Source organism: Streptomyces sp. NPDC048565, assembly GCF_040650935.1.
Classification (GTDB): Bacteria; Actinomycetota; Actinomycetes; order Streptomycetales; family Streptomycetaceae; genus Streptomyces.
On record NZ_JBEZIH010000004.1, the window covers coordinates 294,384 to 313,283 of the forward strand.

The 18,900-nt window shown below is 71.6% G+C and carries 21 protein-coding genes, 1 tRNA gene and 1 pseudogene; 12 read left to right on the top strand and 11 right to left on the bottom strand.

What is annotated here, in order from left to right; all coding sequences use genetic code 11:
* Nucleotides 1-99: 99 nt before the first annotated feature.
* Both AB0C75_RS07555 and AB0C75_RS07560 read right to left on the bottom strand, forming a co-directional pair.
* Entirely contained in the window at nt 100-1,467 is a 1,368-nt protein-coding gene (locus AB0C75_RS07555) for a hypothetical protein (RefSeq protein WP_362888038.1), read from the bottom strand.
* A 70-nt stretch (nt 1,468-1,537) separates the two neighbouring features.
* Entirely contained in the window at nt 1,538-2,311 is a 774-nt protein-coding gene (locus tag AB0C75_RS07560; RefSeq protein WP_362888039.1) for a DUF4097 family beta strand repeat-containing protein, read from the bottom strand.
* 202 nt (nt 2,312-2,513) lie between these two features.
* On the opposite strand from AB0C75_RS07560, the gene AB0C75_RS07565 reads away from it, so the two are divergent.
* From AB0C75_RS07565 to AB0C75_RS07580, 4 genes are all read left to right on the top strand, one after another.
* Nucleotides 2,514-2,588, top strand: a tRNA-Val gene (locus tag AB0C75_RS07565).
* 82 nt (nt 2,589-2,670) lie between these two features.
* The gene (locus AB0C75_RS07570; protein ID WP_362888118.1) at nt 2,671-3,900 is read left to right on the top strand and encodes a GNAT family N-acetyltransferase; all 1,230 of its coding nucleotides are present in this window, start codon (nt 2,671-2,673) and stop codon (nt 3,898-3,900) included.
* A 132-nt stretch (nt 3,901-4,032) separates the two neighbouring features.
* Complete coding sequence (locus tag AB0C75_RS07575; RefSeq protein ID WP_362888041.1) at nt 4,033-5,151, top strand: NAD(P)/FAD-dependent oxidoreductase; 1,119 nt, start codon at nt 4,033-4,035, stop codon at nt 5,149-5,151.
* A 78-nt stretch (nt 5,152-5,229) separates the two neighbouring features.
* On the top strand, nt 5,230-5,733 hold the full coding sequence (locus AB0C75_RS07580) for an NUDIX hydrolase (protein WP_362888043.1): 504 nt from the start codon (nt 5,230-5,232) through the stop codon (nt 5,731-5,733).
* A gap of 19 nt (nt 5,734-5,752) precedes the next feature.
* Here the strand turns inward: AB0C75_RS07580 and AB0C75_RS07585 are convergent, their stop codons facing one another.
* Both AB0C75_RS07585 and AB0C75_RS07590 read right to left on the bottom strand, forming a co-directional pair.
* Nucleotides 5,753-6,319 (bottom strand): hypothetical protein, encoded by a 567-nt coding sequence (locus AB0C75_RS07585; protein ID WP_362888045.1) that lies wholly within the window; start codon nt 6,317-6,319, stop codon nt 5,753-5,755.
* 50 nt (nt 6,320-6,369) lie between these two features.
* A complete protein-coding gene (locus tag AB0C75_RS07590) occupies nt 6,370-7,131 on the bottom strand; it encodes a MerR family transcriptional regulator (RefSeq protein ID WP_362888047.1) in 762 nt (253 codons plus the stop codon).
* A gap of 63 nt (nt 7,132-7,194) precedes the next feature.
* On the opposite strand from AB0C75_RS07590, the gene AB0C75_RS07595 reads away from it, so the two are divergent.
* Entirely contained in the window at nt 7,195-7,689 is a 495-nt protein-coding gene (locus AB0C75_RS07595) for a DUF6194 family protein (protein WP_362888049.1), read from the top strand.
* 8 nt (nt 7,690-7,697) lie between these two features.
* On the opposite strand, the gene AB0C75_RS07600 is transcribed toward AB0C75_RS07595, so the two are convergent.
* Together AB0C75_RS07600 and AB0C75_RS07605 are read right to left on the bottom strand one after the other, a co-directional pair.
* Nucleotides 7,698-8,261: a flavoprotein gene (locus tag AB0C75_RS07600; protein ID WP_362888051.1), complete on the bottom strand. Its 564-nt coding sequence runs from the start codon at nt 8,259-8,261 to the stop codon at nt 7,698-7,700.
* Complete coding sequence (locus tag AB0C75_RS07605) at nt 8,258-9,223, bottom strand: LysR family transcriptional regulator (protein ID WP_362888053.1); 966 nt, start codon at nt 9,221-9,223, stop codon at nt 8,258-8,260. Before AB0C75_RS07605 ends, AB0C75_RS07600 begins: the two co-directional genes overlap by 4 nt.
* Nucleotides 9,224-9,344: 121 nt before the next feature.
* Here AB0C75_RS07605 and AB0C75_RS07610 point away from each other — a divergent pair, with 121 nt between their 5' ends.
* The 6 genes from AB0C75_RS07610 (at nt 9,345) to AB0C75_RS07635 (ending at nt 13,475) form a co-directional block, all read left to right on the top strand.
* Nucleotides 9,345-10,682 (top strand): MFS transporter, encoded by a 1,338-nt coding sequence (locus AB0C75_RS07610; RefSeq protein ID WP_362888054.1) that lies wholly within the window; start codon nt 9,345-9,347, stop codon nt 10,680-10,682.
* Nucleotides 10,661-10,876: a hypothetical protein gene (locus AB0C75_RS07615; protein WP_362888056.1), complete on the top strand. Its 216-nt coding sequence runs from the start codon at nt 10,661-10,663 to the stop codon at nt 10,874-10,876. Before AB0C75_RS07610 ends, AB0C75_RS07615 begins: the two co-directional genes overlap by 22 nt.
* Nucleotides 10,877-10,881: 5 nt before the next feature.
* Nucleotides 10,882-11,244, top strand: a complete 363-nt coding sequence (locus AB0C75_RS07620; RefSeq protein WP_362888058.1) for a hypothetical protein — start codon at nt 10,882-10,884, stop codon at nt 11,242-11,244.
* 116 nt (nt 11,245-11,360) lie between these two features.
* On the top strand, nt 11,361-11,822 hold the full coding sequence (locus AB0C75_RS07625; RefSeq protein WP_362888060.1) for a hypothetical protein: 462 nt from the start codon (nt 11,361-11,363) through the stop codon (nt 11,820-11,822).
* Nucleotides 11,823-11,844: 22 nt separating this feature from the next.
* On the top strand, nt 11,845-13,191 hold the full coding sequence (locus tag AB0C75_RS07630) for a DUF1254 domain-containing protein (RefSeq protein WP_362888062.1): 1,347 nt from the start codon (nt 11,845-11,847) through the stop codon (nt 13,189-13,191).
* Nucleotides 13,192-13,253: 62 nt separating this feature from the next.
* Nucleotides 13,254-13,475, top strand: a complete 222-nt coding sequence (locus AB0C75_RS07635) for a DUF2277 domain-containing protein (RefSeq protein ID WP_362888064.1) — start codon at nt 13,254-13,256, stop codon at nt 13,473-13,475.
* Between the two features lie 54 nt (nt 13,476-13,529).
* Here AB0C75_RS07635 and AB0C75_RS07640 read toward each other — a convergent pair whose 3' ends face one another.
* From AB0C75_RS07640 to AB0C75_RS07655, 4 genes are all read right to left on the bottom strand, one after another.
* A complete protein-coding gene (locus AB0C75_RS07640) occupies nt 13,530-14,201 on the bottom strand; it encodes a VTT domain-containing protein (protein WP_362888066.1) in 672 nt (223 codons plus the stop codon).
* Between the two features lie 244 nt (nt 14,202-14,445).
* A complete protein-coding gene (locus tag AB0C75_RS07645; RefSeq protein WP_362888068.1) occupies nt 14,446-14,904 on the bottom strand; it encodes a DoxX family protein in 459 nt (152 codons plus the stop codon).
* Nucleotides 14,905-15,016: 112 nt separating this feature from the next.
* A complete protein-coding gene (locus tag AB0C75_RS07650) occupies nt 15,017-16,765 on the bottom strand; it encodes an alkaline phosphatase D family protein (protein WP_362888069.1) in 1,749 nt (582 codons plus the stop codon).
* Nucleotides 16,766-16,858: 93 nt separating this feature from the next.
* Nucleotides 16,859-17,503 (bottom strand): HNH endonuclease family protein, encoded by a 645-nt coding sequence (locus AB0C75_RS07655; RefSeq protein ID WP_362888071.1) that lies wholly within the window; start codon nt 17,501-17,503, stop codon nt 16,859-16,861.
* A gap of 307 nt (nt 17,504-17,810) precedes the next feature.
* Between AB0C75_RS07655 and AB0C75_RS07660 the strand changes: the two are divergent.
* Nucleotides 17,811-18,097 (top strand): annotated as a pseudogene (locus tag AB0C75_RS07660) (ABC transporter permease); the annotation flags it as partial.
* A gap of 18 nt (nt 18,098-18,115) precedes the next feature.
* Here AB0C75_RS07660 and AB0C75_RS07665 read toward each other — a convergent pair.
* Nucleotides 18,116-18,781 (bottom strand): HAD-IA family hydrolase, encoded by a 666-nt coding sequence (locus AB0C75_RS07665; protein ID WP_362888073.1) that lies wholly within the window; start codon nt 18,779-18,781, stop codon nt 18,116-18,118.
* Nucleotides 18,782-18,900 lie beyond the last annotated feature (119 nt).

The following is an 18,900-nucleotide window of genomic DNA, read 5'->3' on the forward strand; positions in this document are numbered from 1 at the left end:
CGTAACCTCCAGGATCGGCCCACCGGCCGCCGGGGACAAATCAAGCGCCGGGCAATGTCGGGCCGCTCCGGCAGCAGCGCCGCGCCGCGCCCGGTGTGCTCAGGTGCCGCTTCCCAGGTCCTCACGGATGGCGGAGACCACACGGGTCGCCGTCCCACGCACCGCCTCGGTCTCGGTCAGGAAATGCCAGTAGTCGGGGTGGCGGCCTTCGAGACCGGCGATCGCCCGGTCCAGCCGCCCCACGGCGTCGTCCAGCGGGCGGGCATGGCGCGGATCGGGCGTCTGCCGGCCGGCCATGGCCAGACGCTGGGCGTCCCGGATCGCGAACCGGGTGCGGTCGATCTCCGCCTGCGGATTCTTGGCGACCGCGTCAAGCTGCTTCAGCCGGTCCCCGGCGGCGGACACCGCCTCATCGGTCGCGTTGAGCAGCGCCCTGACCGTACTCAGGCGGGACGTCGCATCGGCCCAGCGCTGCTCGGACCGCGCGGCGGCGGCCTCCGCGAGCTTCGTCTCGGCCTGCCTGACATTGACCGCGGCCTGCTCCGGAACCGGCTGCAGGTCCTGCCAGCAGGCGGCCGAGAAGCGCCGCCGGAGCTCGCTGAGCACCGGTTCGACCTGCCCGGCGCGGGTGGTCAGCGCCTGGGCCCGGGTGCGCAGCGACACCAGCCTGCGGTCGATCTCGGCGGCCCGCTCGGGCAACTGCTCCGCCTCCGCGCGCACCGCTTCGGAGTCCCGCAGCACCCGGTCCGCGCGCTGCAGGGTCTCGGCGACGCCGTGCTGCCCCGCGCCCTGGTTGAGCTTGGTCAGCTCCGGGCCGAGAGCCGCGAGCCGGGCCGCGAGCTCGTCCGCCCGCAGCCCGGACGCGCGCACCGTGTCCAGGGCGTTACTCGCGGCGAGCAGCCCCTGCCGGGCCCGCTCCACCGCGGGAGCGAGCCGCGCGAGCTGGGTTTCCGCGCTGCTGAGCAGCGTCCCGAGCCCCTGGGAGAACCGGTCGAGCTCGCCCTTGACCCGTACGAGATCGTCCTTGGCCCGGGTCAGCTGGGTCCGCGCACCCGCGGCCGCCGAGGGCTCCAGATCGTCCCGGTCGAGGTCATGGGCGTCGACCGCGGTGATGTAGTCGAGGCTGGCCGCGTCGATCCGCCGGCCCAGCTCCGCGAAGTCCTCCGCGGCCTTGCGGGCGCGCGGCGAACTGTCCACGGCGGTGATCGTCTCGATCGAGATCCGCAGATCGCGCTGCGCGGTGTCCAGCTCGTAGAAGGCGTTGGCCGCCGCGTCCTTCGCCGCCTGCGCGTCAGCACGCTGACTCTCCCCGCGCCCCCCGAACCAGCGGCGCGTGCCACCGCCCGCGAAGGCGCCGGGCAGCGCGGCGGCGACGAGAGGAACCGGCAGCAGCATCAGCACCAGGACGTCCCTGACGGCGGAACCACCACTCGCTTTCGCCTGCGGCCGCGTGTGCGTCGCCGTCACATCCCTCTCCCGTGCCGATTCACCCTGCCCGGTTCATTCTCGCACCAGTTAGGACGAACGCACGGGTCGGTTAGTTCGCACTTCGGACTGTGATTTCTCCGTTGTCGCTGCGCGCCTTCACCACGTGCTTGCTGCTGTCGCTGCGGGGCACCGTGACGGACACGTCACCGTTCTCCGCGGCGGCGGACACGGCGTACGTCTCCTTCCCCGCGGGAAGGTCGATGGCGATGCGCCCGTTGTCACTGACGGTGTCCACCAGGTCGGGGACCTGGGTGAACCCGATCTTGATCGACCCGTTGTCCGAGCGGGCGGTCACGGAGCTCCCCGAGATCCGGTCTGCCTCGATCGAACCGTTGTCCGAGCTCAGCTCCAGCGGCCCGGAGATGTCACGCACCTGGACCCCGCCGTTGTCACCGGAGAGCTTGAGCGGCGCACTGAACCCGGTCGCGCTCACCTCCCCGTTGCTCCCCGACGCGGTCACGCCCAGTCCACGGGGCACCTTGACCACGTGGTGGCCGTCACAGTCGCTGATCATGCCCCCGCACTTCACCTCGAGCCTCAGCGTGTCCCCGTCGAGCTTCCACACGGGGTCGGGCCCACTGCCGAGCACGACCCACCCGTCGACCCGGCGGGTCACCTCGATCTCCTTCACATCGGCGGACACGAGCTCCAGGCTCGAATTGTCGGCGTCGATGGTGAGCGCCTTCCCGCTGAAGGCGAACGACTTGTGCTCGTCGGGCGCGTCCCCCACATCCGTACTGCCACAGCCGCTGAGCGCGGCCACCAGCAGCACGGTCCCGCCGGCGGCCACGAGTGCCTCGGTACGTCGTGTACGGATGGTCATGGTGTCGAGTCCCCCTGAGAGCGCTGCACGGCCGGTGTGGCCCCACGGTATGCGCGCCCCGATTCCCCGCACGATCCGGACGGCTACCGTCTCCGGGGTGGGGCTAACCCCCGTACCGGCCCCGGGCCACCGCGACGGAGCCGGGCCCGGAACCGGATTGCCGCCGGGGGCTGCGGGCCATGTAACCTGTTGCCTCATCCACGGGTGCGTAGCTCAGGGGTAGAGCGCTGCTCTTACAAAGCAGATGTCGGCAGTTCGAAACTGCCCGCGCCCACCAGTCAGAACGCCCCCGCAGCGAGCCGCTGTGGGGGCGTCGACGGTAGTGGGTGACGGCAGATTTCGAGGAGGCCGCCGCAGCGATGGAGATCCGTTCCACGACCGATGAGGACCTTGACGTCTTCGTCGACACGGTGCATGCGGCGTTCGGGCTCTTCCCGGAAACCCCGGTCGACGGCGGCGGGCAGTGGTGGTCGGCGCTCCGGACGGACCGCTGTCTGCTTGCCCTGACGGAGGACGGGCGGCCCGTCGGCACCGCCGCCGCGTACGCCTTCGATCTCACCCTGCCCGGTGGGGCCCTCGTCCCGGTCTCAGGGGTGAGCTCCGTCGGTGTCCTGCCCTCGCACCGGCGCCAGGGCGTGCTCAGCGCGGTGATGCGGCACCAGCTCGGCGACCTGCGGGCCCGGGGGGAGTTCCTGGCCGTGCTGCTGGCCTCCGAGGCCCCGATCTACGGAAGGTTCGGCTACGGTCCGGCGACCCACACGTCTCGGCTGACAGTGCCGCGCCACAAGGCTGCCCTCGCTGTTCCCCTGGCTCGCACAGGGGACGACGCACCGGCGACCGGGGCGGACAACGGCTCGGTCGAGGTGCTGCGGCGTGACGTGTGCGGCGAGATCCTGGAAGAGGTCTACGACCGGTATCGGCGTGCCCAGCCCGGTGCGTTGTCCCGGCCGCACCGCTGGTGGGCCCTGCGCGCGGGGCAGCCCCCGATCTCACCGGCGCCGCGCTACATCGCCGTCCATCGGGATGCCGACGGCGTACCGGACGGGTACGCGAGCTACTCGATCGAGTCCGGCACCTTGACGGTCGACGAGACCATCACCACCGACGACACCGTCTTCACGGCCCTGGCCCGGTTCGTACTGGGCCACGACCTGGTCTCTCAGGTCGTGTTCAAGCACGTCCCGCCCGGGCACCCGCTGCGCTGGCAGTTCGCGGACTTCCGGGCCGGCGAGGTGAGCGGCGACACCGACTGGCTCTGGGTGCGGCTGCTGGACGTCCCGGGCGCGCTGACCGCGCGCGGCTGGTCCATGGACGGCGAGCTCGTCCTCGACGTCGAGGACCCGTTCCTCGGCGAGGGCGGCCGCTACCTGCTGACCGTCCGGGACGGTAAGGCCGACTGCGTCCCGACGGACCGGGCGCCCGACCTGTCCCTTGACGTGAGCGACCTGGGCTCGGTCTACCTCGGCGGCACCGCCCCGAGCACGCTGGTGCGGGCCGGACGCATCCGGGTCCACCGCCCGGCCGCGGTCGTCCTGGCCGACGCCCTCTTCCGCACCGAGCGCGCCCCTCACTGCCTGCACTGGTTCTGACCGCGACGGTGGTGCCGGTCATCTGTCGGTGCTGTCAGTGCGCTGTCAGTGCCTTGTCGGCGGGGGCTGGAACTGTTCATGGAGATCCGGCCGGGCGATCATCCGGCGGGCATGGACACACGAGGAATCACCATGACCACACATGTCACCATCATCGGCGCAGGGCTTGGCGGACTGACGCTCGCCCGCGTCCTGCACGTCCACGGGATACCGTCCACGGTGTACGAGGCGGAGCCGTCTCCGGCGGTGCGTGCACAGGGCGGGCTGCTCGACATCCGCGAGTACAACGGTCAGCCGGCGCTGGAGACGGCTGGCCTGACCGAGGAGTTCCGGGGGCTCGTCCTGGAGGGGCGTCAGGCGATGCGGCTCCTTGACCGGGACGGGAACGTCCTGCTCGACGTGCCCGACGACGGTACGGGTGGCGAGCCCGAGGTGCAGCGCGGCGAACTGCGGCAGATGCTGCTCGACTCGCTCCCGGCCGACACCGTCCGATGGGGGCACAAGGTCAGCGGTGTGCGTGGTCTGGGCGACGGCCGCCATGAGGTGGCCTTCGCCGACGGCACCACCGCTGTCACGGACCTGCTGGTCGGCGCCGACGGTGCCTGGTCCAGGGTCCGGCCGTTGGTTTCCGGTGCGACACCCGAGTACACCGGTTTCTCGTTCATCGAGACCTATCTGTTCGACGGCGACAACCGGCACCCGTCCAGCGCGAAGACCGTCGGGGGCGGATCGATGATGGTGCTTGAGCCGGGGAAGGGGATCCTGGCTCACCGGGAGCGCGACAGCAACCTTCACACCTGGGTGCTCCTGTCCGGGACCCAGGAGTGGTTCGCCGATTTCGACTTCGCCGATCCCGCGGCGGCCACCGCACGGACCGTGCGGGAGTACGACGGCTGGGCACCGGAGCTCACCGCCCTGGTCACCGAGGGCGAGACCGCGCCGGTCCTGCGCAACATCTTCACCCTGCCCGTCGATCACCGGTGGGACCGGACACCGGGAGTGACCCTGCTCGGCGACGCCGCACACCTCACGGCCCCCAACGGCGAAGGCGCCAACCTGGCCCTGTATGACGGTGCCGAACTGGGCAAGGCCATCGCCGCACACCCCGACGACATCGAGACGGCCCTCACCGAATACGAGCAGGCCATGTTCGTACGCAGTGCCGCAGCGAACGCCGAAGCCCCCGATCTGCACGTGATGTTGGGCGAGGGCACGCCCCACACTCTGCTCAAGGCCTTCACCGAAGGCTGATTGGTCCGGCCTGCGCCGTCGCATGGGGGGCCTTTCCCGATGCTGCCGGGTAACGGCCCGTCATCTACGGTCTGCGGCATGACAGAAGAGGAAATGAAGGCCCCGACGCCCCGTGTGCAGTTGGTCATCGGCATCATTCGCCGAGGCGACGAGATCCTGCTCGTGCGCGAGGGGCTCGGTGTCGACGGGGGCCTTCTGTGGTCCCTGCCCGGAGGTGGAGTCGAGGACGGTGAGCTCATGCACGAAGCCCTCCGGCGCGAGCTGCTGGAGGAGACAGGGCTGCTGGTGGGTGACCCGGTGCGTACAGCGTTCCTCATGCACATCGACTCCGAGCGGCACCCTTCGGCGTTGGCCGTCGCCTTTGAGGTCGGCGAGTGGTCGGGGGATGTCGCGCCGCAGGACGATGACATCGAGCAGGCCGCCTTCTTCCCCCTGCCCGACGCCCTGAAGCTGCTCGGTGAGCTGGACAGCGCGATACAGCGTGAGCCCATCGTCGGCTACCTGACCGGGGCCGCACCGCCGGGTACCACCTGGCTGTACCGCAGCCGGGGTGAGGAGGAGACGCTCGTCGCCCGCTGGTGACGAGCGGTCTGCCGAGCCGTCAGGGGGTGTTGTACGTGACGATCGCGCGTGCCGGGGCGCGGAACCGGTCGGCGGTGAAAGGGGAACGTTCCACCAGGATCTCGGCCGCCGAGCCGGAATAGGTCACCAGAGGGGCCCGGGCGCCGGAGCCGCACAGGCCGGCCGGGAGTTCGGTCTCGTTCTCGCCGATCGCGTAGCGGTGGTCGTGCTCGGCGTCGAACGGAGATGTGCCGTCGGGGACGAAGCCCGCGCGGTGGAGGAAGTCCGGTATCCGGCCGCTCAGGAACGAGACTTCGGTGCGCCCGTTCTGCGTGTAGTAGTGGACGTCGGACGCGTCGGCGGGCAACGGTATGCCCCCGGGGCCCAGCAGGCCCGACAGTTGCGCGTCGCTGCCGTCGCAGGCGCGTGCGTCGCCGAAGGGGTGGAAGAGTTCGTCCTGGAACAGCCAGACGAAAGCGCCGGCCGGTACCGCCAGGACGAGCGCGATGATTCCCGCACGTGCGAGCAGGCCCCGTCTTCGTGGGTCGCTGCCGGGCGTGCCGTCCCCGGCTTCCGCGTCCGCTTCCATGCGCTGGGAATCACTCATGAACCGCCCCCTCGTCCGTGCATGCTCCGCATGCGAACAGGGAGCCTACGTCAGTGATCGGCGGGCCCCGCGAGGATTGCGGAGAGTGGGGCTGCCGCGTCCAGCAGGGCTCGGGAGCGGGTCGTGATGCTCGCGTCCCTGGCGGCCAGGGCGGCTTCGAGGTCTCCGTGCGCCTGTCCGTGTCGCCCCTGTCCGTGTCGCCCCTGCCCGTGTCGCAGGTCCGGCATCAAGGCCCGGAGCGCCTCGACGCCGTAACCGGCGCTGCGTAGTTGGTGCACGATCCGGGCGTCCCGCGTCTGGGCCGGCGAGTAGCGACGCGTGTCCCGTGGGGGGACCCGGTCCGGAACGGCCAGCCCCTCGGCGTCCCAGTGCCGCAGGGTCGACGGGCGCACACCGAGCGCGGCGGCGAGTTCGGAGACGCTCAGCGCGTCCGATGCGCGTACGTCTTCGATCTGTTCGGCGGAGATCGCCGCGGCGGCCTCCTTGGCGCGTTCCAGGTCCGTACGCTCCCGGTCGAGCCGTGCGTGTGCCGCGTCGAGCAGGGCCAGTGCTTCCGCGACCGGGCGCTCGTGCACGGTACGCATGATCCGCTTGGCCTCGACCGGGCCCGTGCCCGCCGCGAGAGCCCGGTAGGCCAGTGCCGACCGCAGGTGCGGCTCCCCGTAGATCCGGTAGCCCGTAGCCGTGCGTGTCGAGGGCGGGAGGACACCGTCACGTTGGAGGTGGCGGACCTGCTGGACGGAGTACCCGGCGCGCCGTGCGACATCGACCGTCCGCATGGCCGGTGACTTGGGCGACTTGAGGGTTGTCACCTGGCTGTCCTTCGAAAAGCGGGGCGAAGTCTCCACATGCACCTTAATGAAACGCTTGAGCACATGACCATCGACGAGATCATCGAATTCGTGGAAGGCCTCGACGGTGTCCTGACCGTCAGGCCGGTACCTGGCGACGGTTCACCGGAGATCAGCTGGGGGGACGCGTTCTTCTACCACGCTCCGGACGGCGTCGTCCCGCGGGCGACTCAGCCGTTCGCGACGATCGTGACGAAGAACTACCCGGGCGACGAGCGGTCGCGCCTGGACCGGCCGGACGCCTTTCGCGTCAACGTAACGGCGGGGAAAGAGGCGTTCGGTACCTGGACCGGTCACGCGCCGGGCGCGCAGGGCGAGCCGGGTCCCGGCGATGACCCCGGGGCCGTCGACACCGTGATCGCGCATCCCGTGTACGGTTCCGCGGCCTGGCTCGCCGTGGTGAACCCGGGGCCCAGGACCGAAGCGGTGGTCCGCCGGCTGCTCCGGGAGGCCCATGACCGCGCGCGTGCGCGGCGTGAACGGCGTGAGGGATCGGCGGGGCCCGAGCAGAGCGGCTGACCGCGTCCTCAGCGAGGTCCCACGGCCGGGTGTCCCAGGATCGCCGCCCAGGGGAGCTCCCGGGTCGCCGGGCCCTCCCGCGGTTCGTACAGGGGCCAGACGTCCGCCCCGTACACCAGCTCCACGCCCGCCCGGCGCAGTGCCTCGATGTGGCCGTCCCAGGCAGGATGCCGGGCATGTGCCGCGTTGATCCGGGGGAACACGACCACCGGGACGCCGGCCGTGCCGAGCGCTTCGCCCACCTGCGTCAGGGCCTGGTTGTCGGCGATGCCCGCAGCCAGCTTGGCGACGTAGTTCGCGCTGGCGGGTGCGACGACGTGGCAGTCGGCGACCGGGTGGGGGCGGGGCTCGGCCGGCAGACGGGGGGTGTCGCGCACCGGGAAACCGGTCAGCGACTCCAGTCGGTCCCACTCACCGTTCGCCCTCAGCCATCGGCCCGCGTTCGGTGTGAGGGTCACGGTCACCTGCCAGCCCCGCGCGACGGCCGGCTCGACCAGCCCCGTACGCAGTGTCTCCACCCCGTCGGTCGCCGTGCCCACGACTCCCAGTACTCCGCGGCTGCCTGCGCTCACTGTTCCTCCACGCCATGTCGGTCCGCCCGCTGGTCGAGCCAGTTCGGTCTCCAGCGTTCGCCCCCCGTCTTCGGCCGGTTCGCCGCCAGGTAGGCGCGCAGTGACGCGAGAGCCGGGTGCGGGTTGTCCCGGCGGCGGACCAGCGCGTGCGGGTAGACCGGGACCGGATCGCGGAGCGGGATGCGGCGGAGGCCGTGACCGGCCGGCCAGACGTAACGGTCGCCCGCGCCCACCAGCGTGGCCAGGTCGTCGGAGTCAGCCAGTGTGTCCAGCAGGGCGGCTGTGCCGAAGTGCGGGCCGATCGCGTCGATGCGCAGGCCGAACGCCTCGGACAACTGGTCGTAGTACGCCGCCCATTCGGTGCCGGGCACGATGCCCGGGATCCAGAGGCGGTGGCCCCGCAGCCGGCGGGGTGTGAGCGTCTCGGCCCGGCTCAGCGGGTGGTGAGGACCGGCGAGGAGTTCCACGGGGGCGTCCAGGCCCGGTTCCACGACGACGTCGGCGGGCAGGGCGTCCGCCGGATACGGGACGGCCCTGAACGTCGCGTCGATCTCACCGGTCCGCACGGCCTCGATCGCCGTGTCGACCCCGCTGGTGAAGAGGGTCACCACATCCAGGTCGATACCCGGGTTCTCCTGGTAGAAGCCCTGGAGGGCCACCGCGGGGGCGATGCTGCGGTTGAGCACGTCGACCCTCAGCGCGCGTTCGCCAGGGCGTACGGATGCCGCCGCGCGGTCGGCGGCCCGGAGCAGCTCGCGGGCGTACGGCAGGAACGCCTGGCCGTCGAGCGTCAGCCGCGCGCCCCGGGCGGTGCGCGCGAACAGCTGGACGCCGAGACGGCGCTCCAGGGCGGCCACCCGTTTGGAGACGGCCTGCTGGCTGACCGACAGCTCGTACGCGGCTTCCTGGAACTGGCCCACGTCTGCCGTGACGACGAACGTCCGCACTCCCTCCAGGTCCATCCGGCCACTGTAGGACCGCACAACCGGAGGTTGTGGTGTGGGGCGCGTCGGTTGTTGGCTCCGGCGGTGTCGTTGCTGGTCCAATCCTCGCCGTCAACCGTTCGTTGTGACGAGGAGTGCGATGAGAAGTGCGACGAAGAGCGCGGCGAAGGGCACGGCGCAGAGTGCGACGGGTGGGCGGCAGCGGCTCGGGAGGCCCTTCGGATGGCTGTGGTCGGCGTACGCCGCGAGCACCCTGGGGACCTGGCTCGGCTTCGGTGCCCTGCCCCTGATCGCCCTCCAGGTGCTGCACGTGGGGCCCGCCGCCGTCTCCGGCCTCGCCGCCGCGGGGCTCGCCGTGGGAGCGGTGCTCGCGTTGCCTCTGGGGCCCTGGGTGGAGGGGCGGCCGAAGAAGCCCGTCATGGTGGCGGCCGACCTCGTACGCTTCGCCGCGCTGTGCAGCATCCCCGTCGCCTTCGGCCTCGGGGTGCTGACGTACTCACAGCTGCTGTTGGTCTCCGTCGTCTCGGCCGCCGCGAACATCGCCTTCACCTCGGGGAGCGGCGCCTATCTCAAGACGCTCGTACGGCCCGGTCAGCTGCTCGTCGCCAACGGCCGCTTCGAGTCGACCACCTGGACCGCCACAGCGGTGGGTCCCACCCTGGGCGGGGCCGCCATCAGCCTCATCGGTCCGGCGGTGACCGTCGTCGCGAACGCCGTCGGGTTCCTGCTCTCCGCCGCCGGGATCCTCGCGATCCGGCAGCGTGAACCCGGGACGGTGCCGGCGGCGGGGGCCAGGGGCTCCCGGCTGCGCGCAGCCGATCTGTTCGACGGCTGGCGTTTCATCCTGGCCGACCCCGAGCTGCGGCCGCTGTTCCTGAACACCGTCGCGGTGAACGCCCTGATCATGGCCACGGAACCGCTGTGCGCCGTCCTCTTCCTCGGCGATCTCGGCTGGGCGGCGTGGCAGTACGGCCTGGCCTTCGGCCTCCCCTGCGTCGGCGGGCTCATCGGCGCCCAGGCCGCACCGCGGCTGCAGACCCGCTTCGGCAGGGCCCGCGTCCTGCTGTGGTCGGGCGTGCTGCGCTCGGTGTGGCTCATGGGGCTGGTCCTCGTCACCCCGGGCGCCGCCGGTGTCGTGCTGGTGATCCTGGTCGAACTCGGCCTCATCGCGTGCATGGGCGTCTTCAACCCGCTCTTCGCCACCCACCGGCTCGAACACGTACCGGCCGAGCGCGTGGCGCGGGTGCTGACCGCGTGGACGGTTTCGAGTACGGCGGCCATCGCGGTGCTCACGGCCGCGTGGGGCGTGCTGGCCGCCGTCATCGGTACGCGCGCGGCCATCGGGGCGGCGGCCCTCCTGCTGCTGACCACCCCGTTCCTGCTGCGGCGCCGGGTCCCGGCCGCTCCTGACGGCCCCGGGATGCGAGGCGACGGGGCACGGGGGACCGTGGAGGCATGTCAGGACATCCGCCCGTGATCGTGTACCCGCCCTCGCCGACCGGCGGGCGGCGGGTGACCGTGCGCGGGCAGATCGTCGGTCTTGCGCACGGACGCGGGGAGGTCGCCTCGTTCCTCCGGCAGGCCGGGCTGGCGCGGGGGGCCGAGGAGATCGACCTGGACCAGCCGGAGTTGATCGAGTGGCGGGGCGGAGACCTCGACACCTGGAGGTGAGCTCCGTGAAGCGTCGTCGTGCGGGACACCGCTGTGCGGGACACCCCCGCGAGGCATCACTCGAACCGCCGCCCGGCTACTACGGAGCGAGCACGGGCGCACCGGACGCCACACAGAGGGGCCTGATCCTGGACTGGGTGGTGAGCCGGCGGGTCGCTGCCGGATGGCGGGTGGAGTCCCGGTCGGGAAGCCAGGCGGTGCTGGTGCGGGGACAGCCGGTCAACCATGTGCTGCACGCCTTTCTGACCGTCTTCACGTGCTGCCTCTGGGGCGTCGTGTGGGGGGTCCTTGTGCTGACGAACGACGTCGAGCGGGTGGCGCTCACCGTCGACGCACAGGGGCAGGTCGTGACCGTCGGAGGCCCCTGAGCGGGAGGTGGGCTGTCACCCGGACGGGCGCTTCCGGGTCGTGGCCGGCGCTGTCCTCGCACAGGGTCGGAGCTGCCCGCAGCAGTGCGTGGCAGCTCGTCGAGTGGAGGAATCCCATGAGCCAGTCAGCTTCCGCCCCTCGCTCCTCAGGGCCTTCCACGCCTGACTCCCCACGGCCTCCTTCCGCTCCCGGCCCCGACAGCCCCTGGGCGTCGAGCGGGGTCATGTTCGCCGGTGTCGTGCTCCTGGTCGACGGCATCCTCGCCGTCGTCAAGGGGATCGCGGGCATCGCCTCCGACGCTGTGTACACGCGCATCAGCAACTACACGTTCAAGTTCGACATCACCGCCTGGGGATGGATCCACCTGATCCTCGGGGTGTTCCTGGTGCTCGTCGGGTGGGGCATCCTCAAGGGCGTCGCCTGGGCCTGGGGGGTGGGCCTGGCGCTGGCCGCGCTGAATCTGGTCGCCAACTTCATCTGGCTGCCGTACCAGCCGTTGTGGGCGGTCATCTCCATCGCGCTCGACACCTTCGTGATCTGGGCCCTGTGCGCCCACCGGGTGAAGCCGGTCATCTGACGTGAACCAGGGCCGAGGCGGCATGGAACCGGACGCGACCACGGCGCTGGCCGCCGACGCGTACGTCTACGGGTCCCCGCTCGTCCGCCGGCTTTCGGCGGTCCAGGCAGGCCTCCAGGAGGGCTACGGGGAGCTGGCGCCCGCGCCGTTCAACGACTTCGCGCACGCGGACGGGCCCGCCACGCCCCGTACGCACACCCCCTACGCCCCCGCCGACCTGGTCGACGCGCTCGCCCAGCTCGACCTCTCAGGAGGGCCGGTCAGGCTGCACGTCCCGGACATGGGCGGGGCGTACCACGTCCTCCAGTTCGTCGACGCGTGGAGCAACGTCTTCGCCTACCTCGGTGACCGGACAGGCCCCGACGAGGGCGACTGGCTGGTCGTGCCGCCCGGCTGGGCCGGCACCGTGCCCGAGGGGTCCGGGGTGATCGACGCCCCCACCTCCGTCATCTCCGTACTCGGCCGCCTCGCCTGCGACGGGCCCGATGACATGCCCAGGGTCAGGGCGCTCCAGCAGGAGCTCACCCTCACGCATCTGGGCGACCGTGCGCACCGGACCGGACTCCCCGCGACGGAGCCCGGGGTGCCGGGGGAACTGCGGTTCTTCGAGGAGCTCCGGGTGTGGATGGCCGATTTCCCGCCGGCCGCGGCCGATCGCGCCTACCAGGACCGCTTCCAGCCGCTCGGGCTCCTGGAGGAGGGGATCTCGCCGTACGTGTCGCCCGGGCCGGGCCTCGTACGGGCGCTGAGGCGGGGACTCGCGCTCGGCAGGCTGCGGGTGGAGGAGGCGGCCCGCCGGCCCACGGCGGCGGCGGGCTGGCAGATGACTCCGCACCTGCGTGACTACAACCTGGACCACTTCGGTGTCGGCACGCTCGGCACGCCGGAGTGGAGGCTTCCAGGACGCCAGGCGTCGTACCTGGTCAGGGCGGTGGCGGCACGGCGAGGGCGCTGGCTGCCCCATGGGTACGAGGCGGTGTACGCGCACACCGCCCGCGACTCCGGGGGCCGCCCGTTGGAGGGCGCCCACCGCTATGCGCTGCGTTTCGCGCAGCCGCCCCCGGTCCGGGCGTTCTGGTCGCTGACCGCGTACGACAGCCCCGGAGGTCATCTGGTCGCGAACGCGGCGGACCGGTACACGATCGGGAGCCGGACCGCCGGGCTCGTCCACGACGCCGACGGGGCGCTGACGCTGCACCTGTCCGCCGAACCGCCCGCGGACCAGGCCGACACGGCGAACTGGCTGCCGGTCCCGGCCGGCCGCTTCCGGCCCGTTCTCCGGCTCCACCTGCCCGACCAGGCCGTTCTCGACGGGAGCTACGTCATCCCGGCGATCGAGCGGCTGGGGGACGACCGGCAGGGAGCGTAGGGGCCGACCGCGTCGCGGTCACGCTCAGGCACGATGTCAGTGGTGCGTCGCACAATGGAGACATGTGCCGCAGCATCAAGACGCTTCGTCCCCCAGCCATCCCCGAAGAGGCCACCGAGGAGGAGATGAGAGCCGCCGCCCTGCAGTACGTGCGCAAGGTGTCGGGCTTCCGCGCGCCCGCCGCGCACAACCAGGAGGTCTTCGACCGGGCCGTGGACGAGATCACCGAGGCCACCCAGCGGCTGCTGGACGGCCTGGAGATACGGGGCGCGGCCCGGTCCTGAGCGTCCGCCCGGTCCTGGGCGTCCGCCCGAGCGACCGAGCGTCCGCCCGTGCCGTCAGGTCCTGGCCGGGGTCCCGGCCGCCGGGGCTGGGACCGCCTCCGAGGTGTGGGCGGGGCGGCGGACCACCAGCGCCGCGAGGGCGCCCGCCAGGAACAGGGCGAGGACCGAGACGGCCGTGCCCAGCCAGCCCGCGCCCAGCCACTGGCCGCCGAAGTAGCCGAGGCCCACGCTGTAGACCGCCCAGGCCACTCCGGCCACGGCCGACCAGGGCAGGAATTCCTTCACCTTGCGGTGCGCGGCGCCCGCGCCCAGGGAGACGACGGAGCGGCCCGCAGGGGCGAACCGGGCGACGACGACCAGCGCCCCTCCGCCTCGGCTGAGGGCCACGCCGAGACGGTCCTGCGCGGAGGTGAGGCGGCGGGACCTGGCGATGGCCCGGTCGAGGCGTTCGCCACCGCGCCAGGCGAGACGGTAGGCCACGAGGTCGCCGAGCACCGACGCGGTGGCGGCGCAGAGGGTCAGCACCAGCAGCGAGGGCACCTGCGGCGGGGTGGTCCCACCGGCCGCGGCGGTGACCGTGGTCGTGCTGGCTGCCGCGGCGGTGGCCGCGGTGATCACCAGTACGCCGCTGGGGAGGAGCGGCAGGAACACGTCCAGAAGCACCGAGAGGGCGACCACTGCGTAGATCCATGGGCTGCCGGTCAGCGCACCCACACTCTCGAGCACTTTCTACTCCCCGTTCCCGTGATTCCGTGTCAACGCCGCGACGTCGCAGGGGAGCGGCAGGAGCGGCAGGGTCAGCAGCTGTACAGCGTACGCCTGCCGTTCACCCGGTTCACCAGGTATTCACCGGGTGGGCGGCGGATGTCGTGCAGGTCACGTACGGCCGTCGCTTTTCGGCGCGCCCTGCTCGCGCTTCCGCCCCGGCCCCCTCGTAGGGAAGGGGACCGGGGCGGAAGGGAGTGCGGGATCAGGCGGAGACGGCGTGCGGCTTCTCGTGCGCGGGCTCGCTCTCCTGCGCGGAGCGGCCGCGCGAGAAGAACAGCTGGTCCAGGGAGAGTGCGCCGGGGCCCGTGAAGACCAGCAGCAGGAAGGTCCAGCAGAAGACCGCGGGGGCCTCCCCGCCGTTCTGAAGGGGGAGCAGGGCGTCAGGCTGGTGCACCGTGAAGTACGCGTAGGCCATGGAGCCGGAGGAGATGAAGGCGGCGACGCGGGTTCCGAGGCCGATCATGACCAGGATTCCGCCGACGAGCTGGATCACGGCCGCGTACCAGCCGGGCCAGGTGCCGACGGGTATGCTCCCGCCGCCCATGGAGCCGCCGAAGACTCCGAAGAGCGAGGCGGCGCCGTGGCAGGCGAAGAGGAAGCCGATGATGATGCGAAAAAGGCCGAGAGTGTAGGGCTGGGCCCGGTTCAGGCGTAGGAACATGGGGACGGGGCTCCTTCGGTCTGGGGACGTGAACCGATCGGGGGCCCATCAGGTTAGGGTGACCTCATTATTACTTGCAAGTTCAACATTCTGTCGAGTGGCTGAAAACGGTTCATCCGTTCCTGGTCAGTGACCGCTCCAGTACCGTCTCGAGCTGTGCTCCAGCAGGTCGTGCTCTGGCCTGAACCAATGTCAGCTCTGCTTTCCGGCCATGCAGGGTGAGGGTCATGAGCTGATTGCCGAACCATGGTCCACCCTCCCTGCGCCAGTGCATCGGAGGGCGCCCGGTCCGCCCGTGGAGCGAGAGAGCGCGCCCGAGCCACCGGCCGGCCCCGCTCCAGCCGAAACGGAATCCGGCGCGTACGTACCCGGGGATCGAGTTGTGCACGGGGGAGCAGGTCAGTTGCAGGACGCGTGCGGTGGGAGTGGTGTCGGTGGTGCAATCGGACCACTGGGGTTCGGCGATGTAGGCGTGGTGCACATCACCCGAGAGCACACATATCGTCGCGGGAGCGCCGGGTCCGCGTCCTGCCTCCCTCAGCAGCTCGGACAGGCGACGGAAGGACTCCGGGAAAGCGGCCCAATGTTCCAGGTCAGCGGCCCGGCGGACCTTCTCCCCGAGGCGCGCCCAGCGTGCGCCCCGGTCGCCCCGGCACAGCGCCGCGTTCCAGGTCTCCGCGTCATGGATGAGGGGCGGCAGCAGCCACGGCAGCGAGGTGCCGACCAGGAGATGGTCGTACGCACCGGCGTCCGCGAGCATCTCGTCGCGCAGCCAGCGTTCCTCCTCGTCGCGGAGCATCGACCGCTGCTGTTCGTCCAGGGATCGGGCCGCCCGGGTGTCCACCATCAGCAGCCGTACTCGGCCGAAAACACGCCGGTAGCTCCAACGGGTCCGTGAAGGCTCGGCGTCCGCCGCCGCGGCGTGGGCGCGCAGGGTTTCCGTGCCGTCCGTGGCCGCGCGCACCGCGGCGTAGACCGGGTCGGCCTCCAGGGCGTCGGGGGAGAGATTGCCGAGGTGCTGATAGACCCAGTACGACATGAACCCGCTGACGATGCGCTCGTGCCACCACGGTGTGCGCCGCATGTCCTGGACCCAGGCGGCGCTGGTGTTCCAGTCGTCGATGACGTCGTGGTCGTCGAAGATCATGCAGCTGGGCACCGTGGACAGGAGCCACCGCACCTCCGGGTCGCGCCAGGACTCGTCGTAGAGGTGGGTGTACTCCTCGTAGTCCGCGACCTCCGCGCCCGGCGGCTCGTTGAGGTCGCGGCGGGCGGCCAGCCGTCGGCGGGTGGCCGGCGAGGTCTCGTCCGCGTACACCTGGTCGCCGAGGAGCAGGAGGACGTCCGGGCGTATCGCCTCGGGGTCGGAGGCGAGGTGAGCGGCGAGTGCGTCCAGCGCGTCGGGGCCGATGGGATCCTGTAGCCGTGAGCTCCGGGAGGGGTCTGTCCCGCCCGGGTGCCGCCGGGAGTTCGGGCCGTGCCCGTGCCTGTGTCCGGCGGGGGGCGGGGCGGCCCAGCGGCAGGATCCGAACGCGACCCGGACAGGATCCGCGTCCTCCGGCTGTGGCACGGCTGGTGTGGTGATGGTGCTCGGCGGGAAGCTGTGGTCCTCGGGCGGCCATACGCGGTGGTCGTCGAGCAGCACCTCGTAGGGCGTGGTCGAGCCGGGCGTCAGGCCCGTCACCACCACCAGGGCGTAGTGGTGGCCCTGGACCGCGAACGTGGGCGAGGCCCCGCCCGCACCGTCCGCGCAGCGGACCTCCGCCGTGCAGGGCCTGGTCGCCTCCACCCAGACCGTCGCCCGTGAGCCGGACTCCCAGTCGACGTACCTCAGCAGTGGTCCCAGGCGTAGCCCGGCCATGTGTGCCCTCCTCGCGTCGCTGTGACCAGTGGCTCCGTAGGGTACGGAACGACGGAGGAGGGCGGGTTGGTTCCGCCGGGGCGGGGAGGCGGGTCAGCAGCCGTTCAGGGCGGACTGCAGTGCGGTCTTCTCGGCGGAGTCGACGCTGAGGTCGTAGTAGTGCTTCACGTGCACCCAGGCGCGGGCGTAGGTGCACTGGTACGCCGTGCGCGACGGGAGCCACTCCGCCGGGTCCTTGTCGCCCTTGGACTGGTTGACGTTGTCGGTGACGGCGATGAGCTGAGGACGCGTCAGGTCGTTGGCGTAGGCCTGGCGCTGGTCGTTGGTCCAGCTGCTGGCCCCTGAGCGCCAGGCCTCGGCGAGCGGGACCATGTGGTCGATGTCCAGGTCGGAGGCCGCGGTCCAGGTGGCGCCGTCGTACTCCGAGTACCAGCTGCCGCTGGTCGCGGCGCAGGCGGAGTCCTGGACGACATCGCTGCCGTCGCGCTCCAGCACCACCTCGCGGGTGTTGCAGTTGCCCGACTGGGTGATCCAGTGCGGGAACTTGTCGCGGCTGTAGCCGGAGGATGAGCCCTCGGCGGAGACGGTGAGCTGGCTCAGATACGTACGGGCGGTCGAGGCGGCGATCGGGGTGGGCATCGCGGCCTGGGCGGTCGGGGCCGTGAGGAGCCCGCTGGTGGCGGCGAGCGCGGCCGAGGCCACGAGGACGGCTATGCGACGCGCGTAGATACCGGACATTCGAACTCCCTTGATGTGGGGGGATGTTGAGCGGGCGACCTGCGGAGCCAGGCCATCGTGGCGGCGCCGGGTTTCGATGGGATGGTCGCCAGGTAACAGAGTGACGACATGCGCACGTCACATCAAGGGGTAGGGCGGTCGGTCTGACGTCCCGTCCGAAGGGTGTTCGAGGTGGAGGGGTGACGGGCCGCCAGTTCTTGGTGGGTCCGGACCCTCTTGGGGCTGCATCGGGCTGTCCCGTGCCCGGCGTGCTGCTCACCGGGATCCACCCGGCGTGCTGCTCACGCGCGGCGGACGGGCCGGGGCGCGGCGGGGGGAGGCGGAGGCCGGGAGGGCGCTCGGTCTGCCCGACCGGGACGCCAGGCTGGAGATCGGACGCCCCGCGGCGTCGGACGCGCTGCTGCCGGGGCTCGATCAGACCCGGACCGGGGGGCTCGTCACCCTGTCCGGGGCCTTCGTCGGCATGCTGCTGCACGGCGCCTCACCGGTGGGGTGGGCGCCGTGCGGCTGTTCGTCCTGGTCGTGCTGAAGGCGGTGCAGGCCGTCGCCGTCGCGCTCGTGCCGGTCGCGCGAAGGGCGCTGCGCCGGGAGTGAGCGGGGGTGGGGCGGGAGCTACCGGGCGGCGGTGATGTGCAGGCGGACCGTGCCGTCCGTGCCCTGCTCCACCCGGAGCCGCGTCAGGTCCTCGACGTGGGCGTCGGGGGAGAGCGCCGCAGCGCGCGGGCCGACGCCCACGACGCGCATGCCGGCCGCACGGCCCGCCATGATGCCTGCCTCGGAGTCCTCGAACACGATGCAGTCCGCAGGTTCGAAGCCCAGTTCGGCCGCGCCCTTGAGGAAGCCCTCGGGGTCCGGCTTGCTCGCGCCGACCATCTCGGCGGTGACGCGGGTCTTGGGCATCGGCAGGGCGGCGGCCGTCATCCGTGCCTGGGCGAGCGCCTCGTCGGCCGAGGTCACGAGTGCGTGGGGGAGGCCGGCGATCGACGCCATGAAGGCGGTGGCGCCGCCGACGGGCACCACGCCGTCCGTGTCGGCGGTCTCCTCGGCGAGCATGACGCGGTTCTCCGCGTAGTTCTGCTCCATGGGGCGGTCCGGCAGCAGGGCGGCCATCGTGGCGTAGCCCTGGCGGCCGTGGACCACCTTCAGCGCGGCCTCGGGGTCGAGGCCCTGGGTGGCGGCCCAGCGGCGCCAGCAGCGCTCCACCACCGCGTCGGAATTCACCAGGGTGCCGTCCATGTCCAGCAGGAGGGCGCGGGCTTCGAGGACGGTGGCCGGCATCGGCATGCTCCAGAGCGCGGGGGAACAGCTCACAGCTGTGGGTGGAGAAAGGGAGGAAACAAGTAGCCCCGCCCGCCGGTCAGGGAAAACGGGCGGAGGCTACTTTGTTCCATCACGAT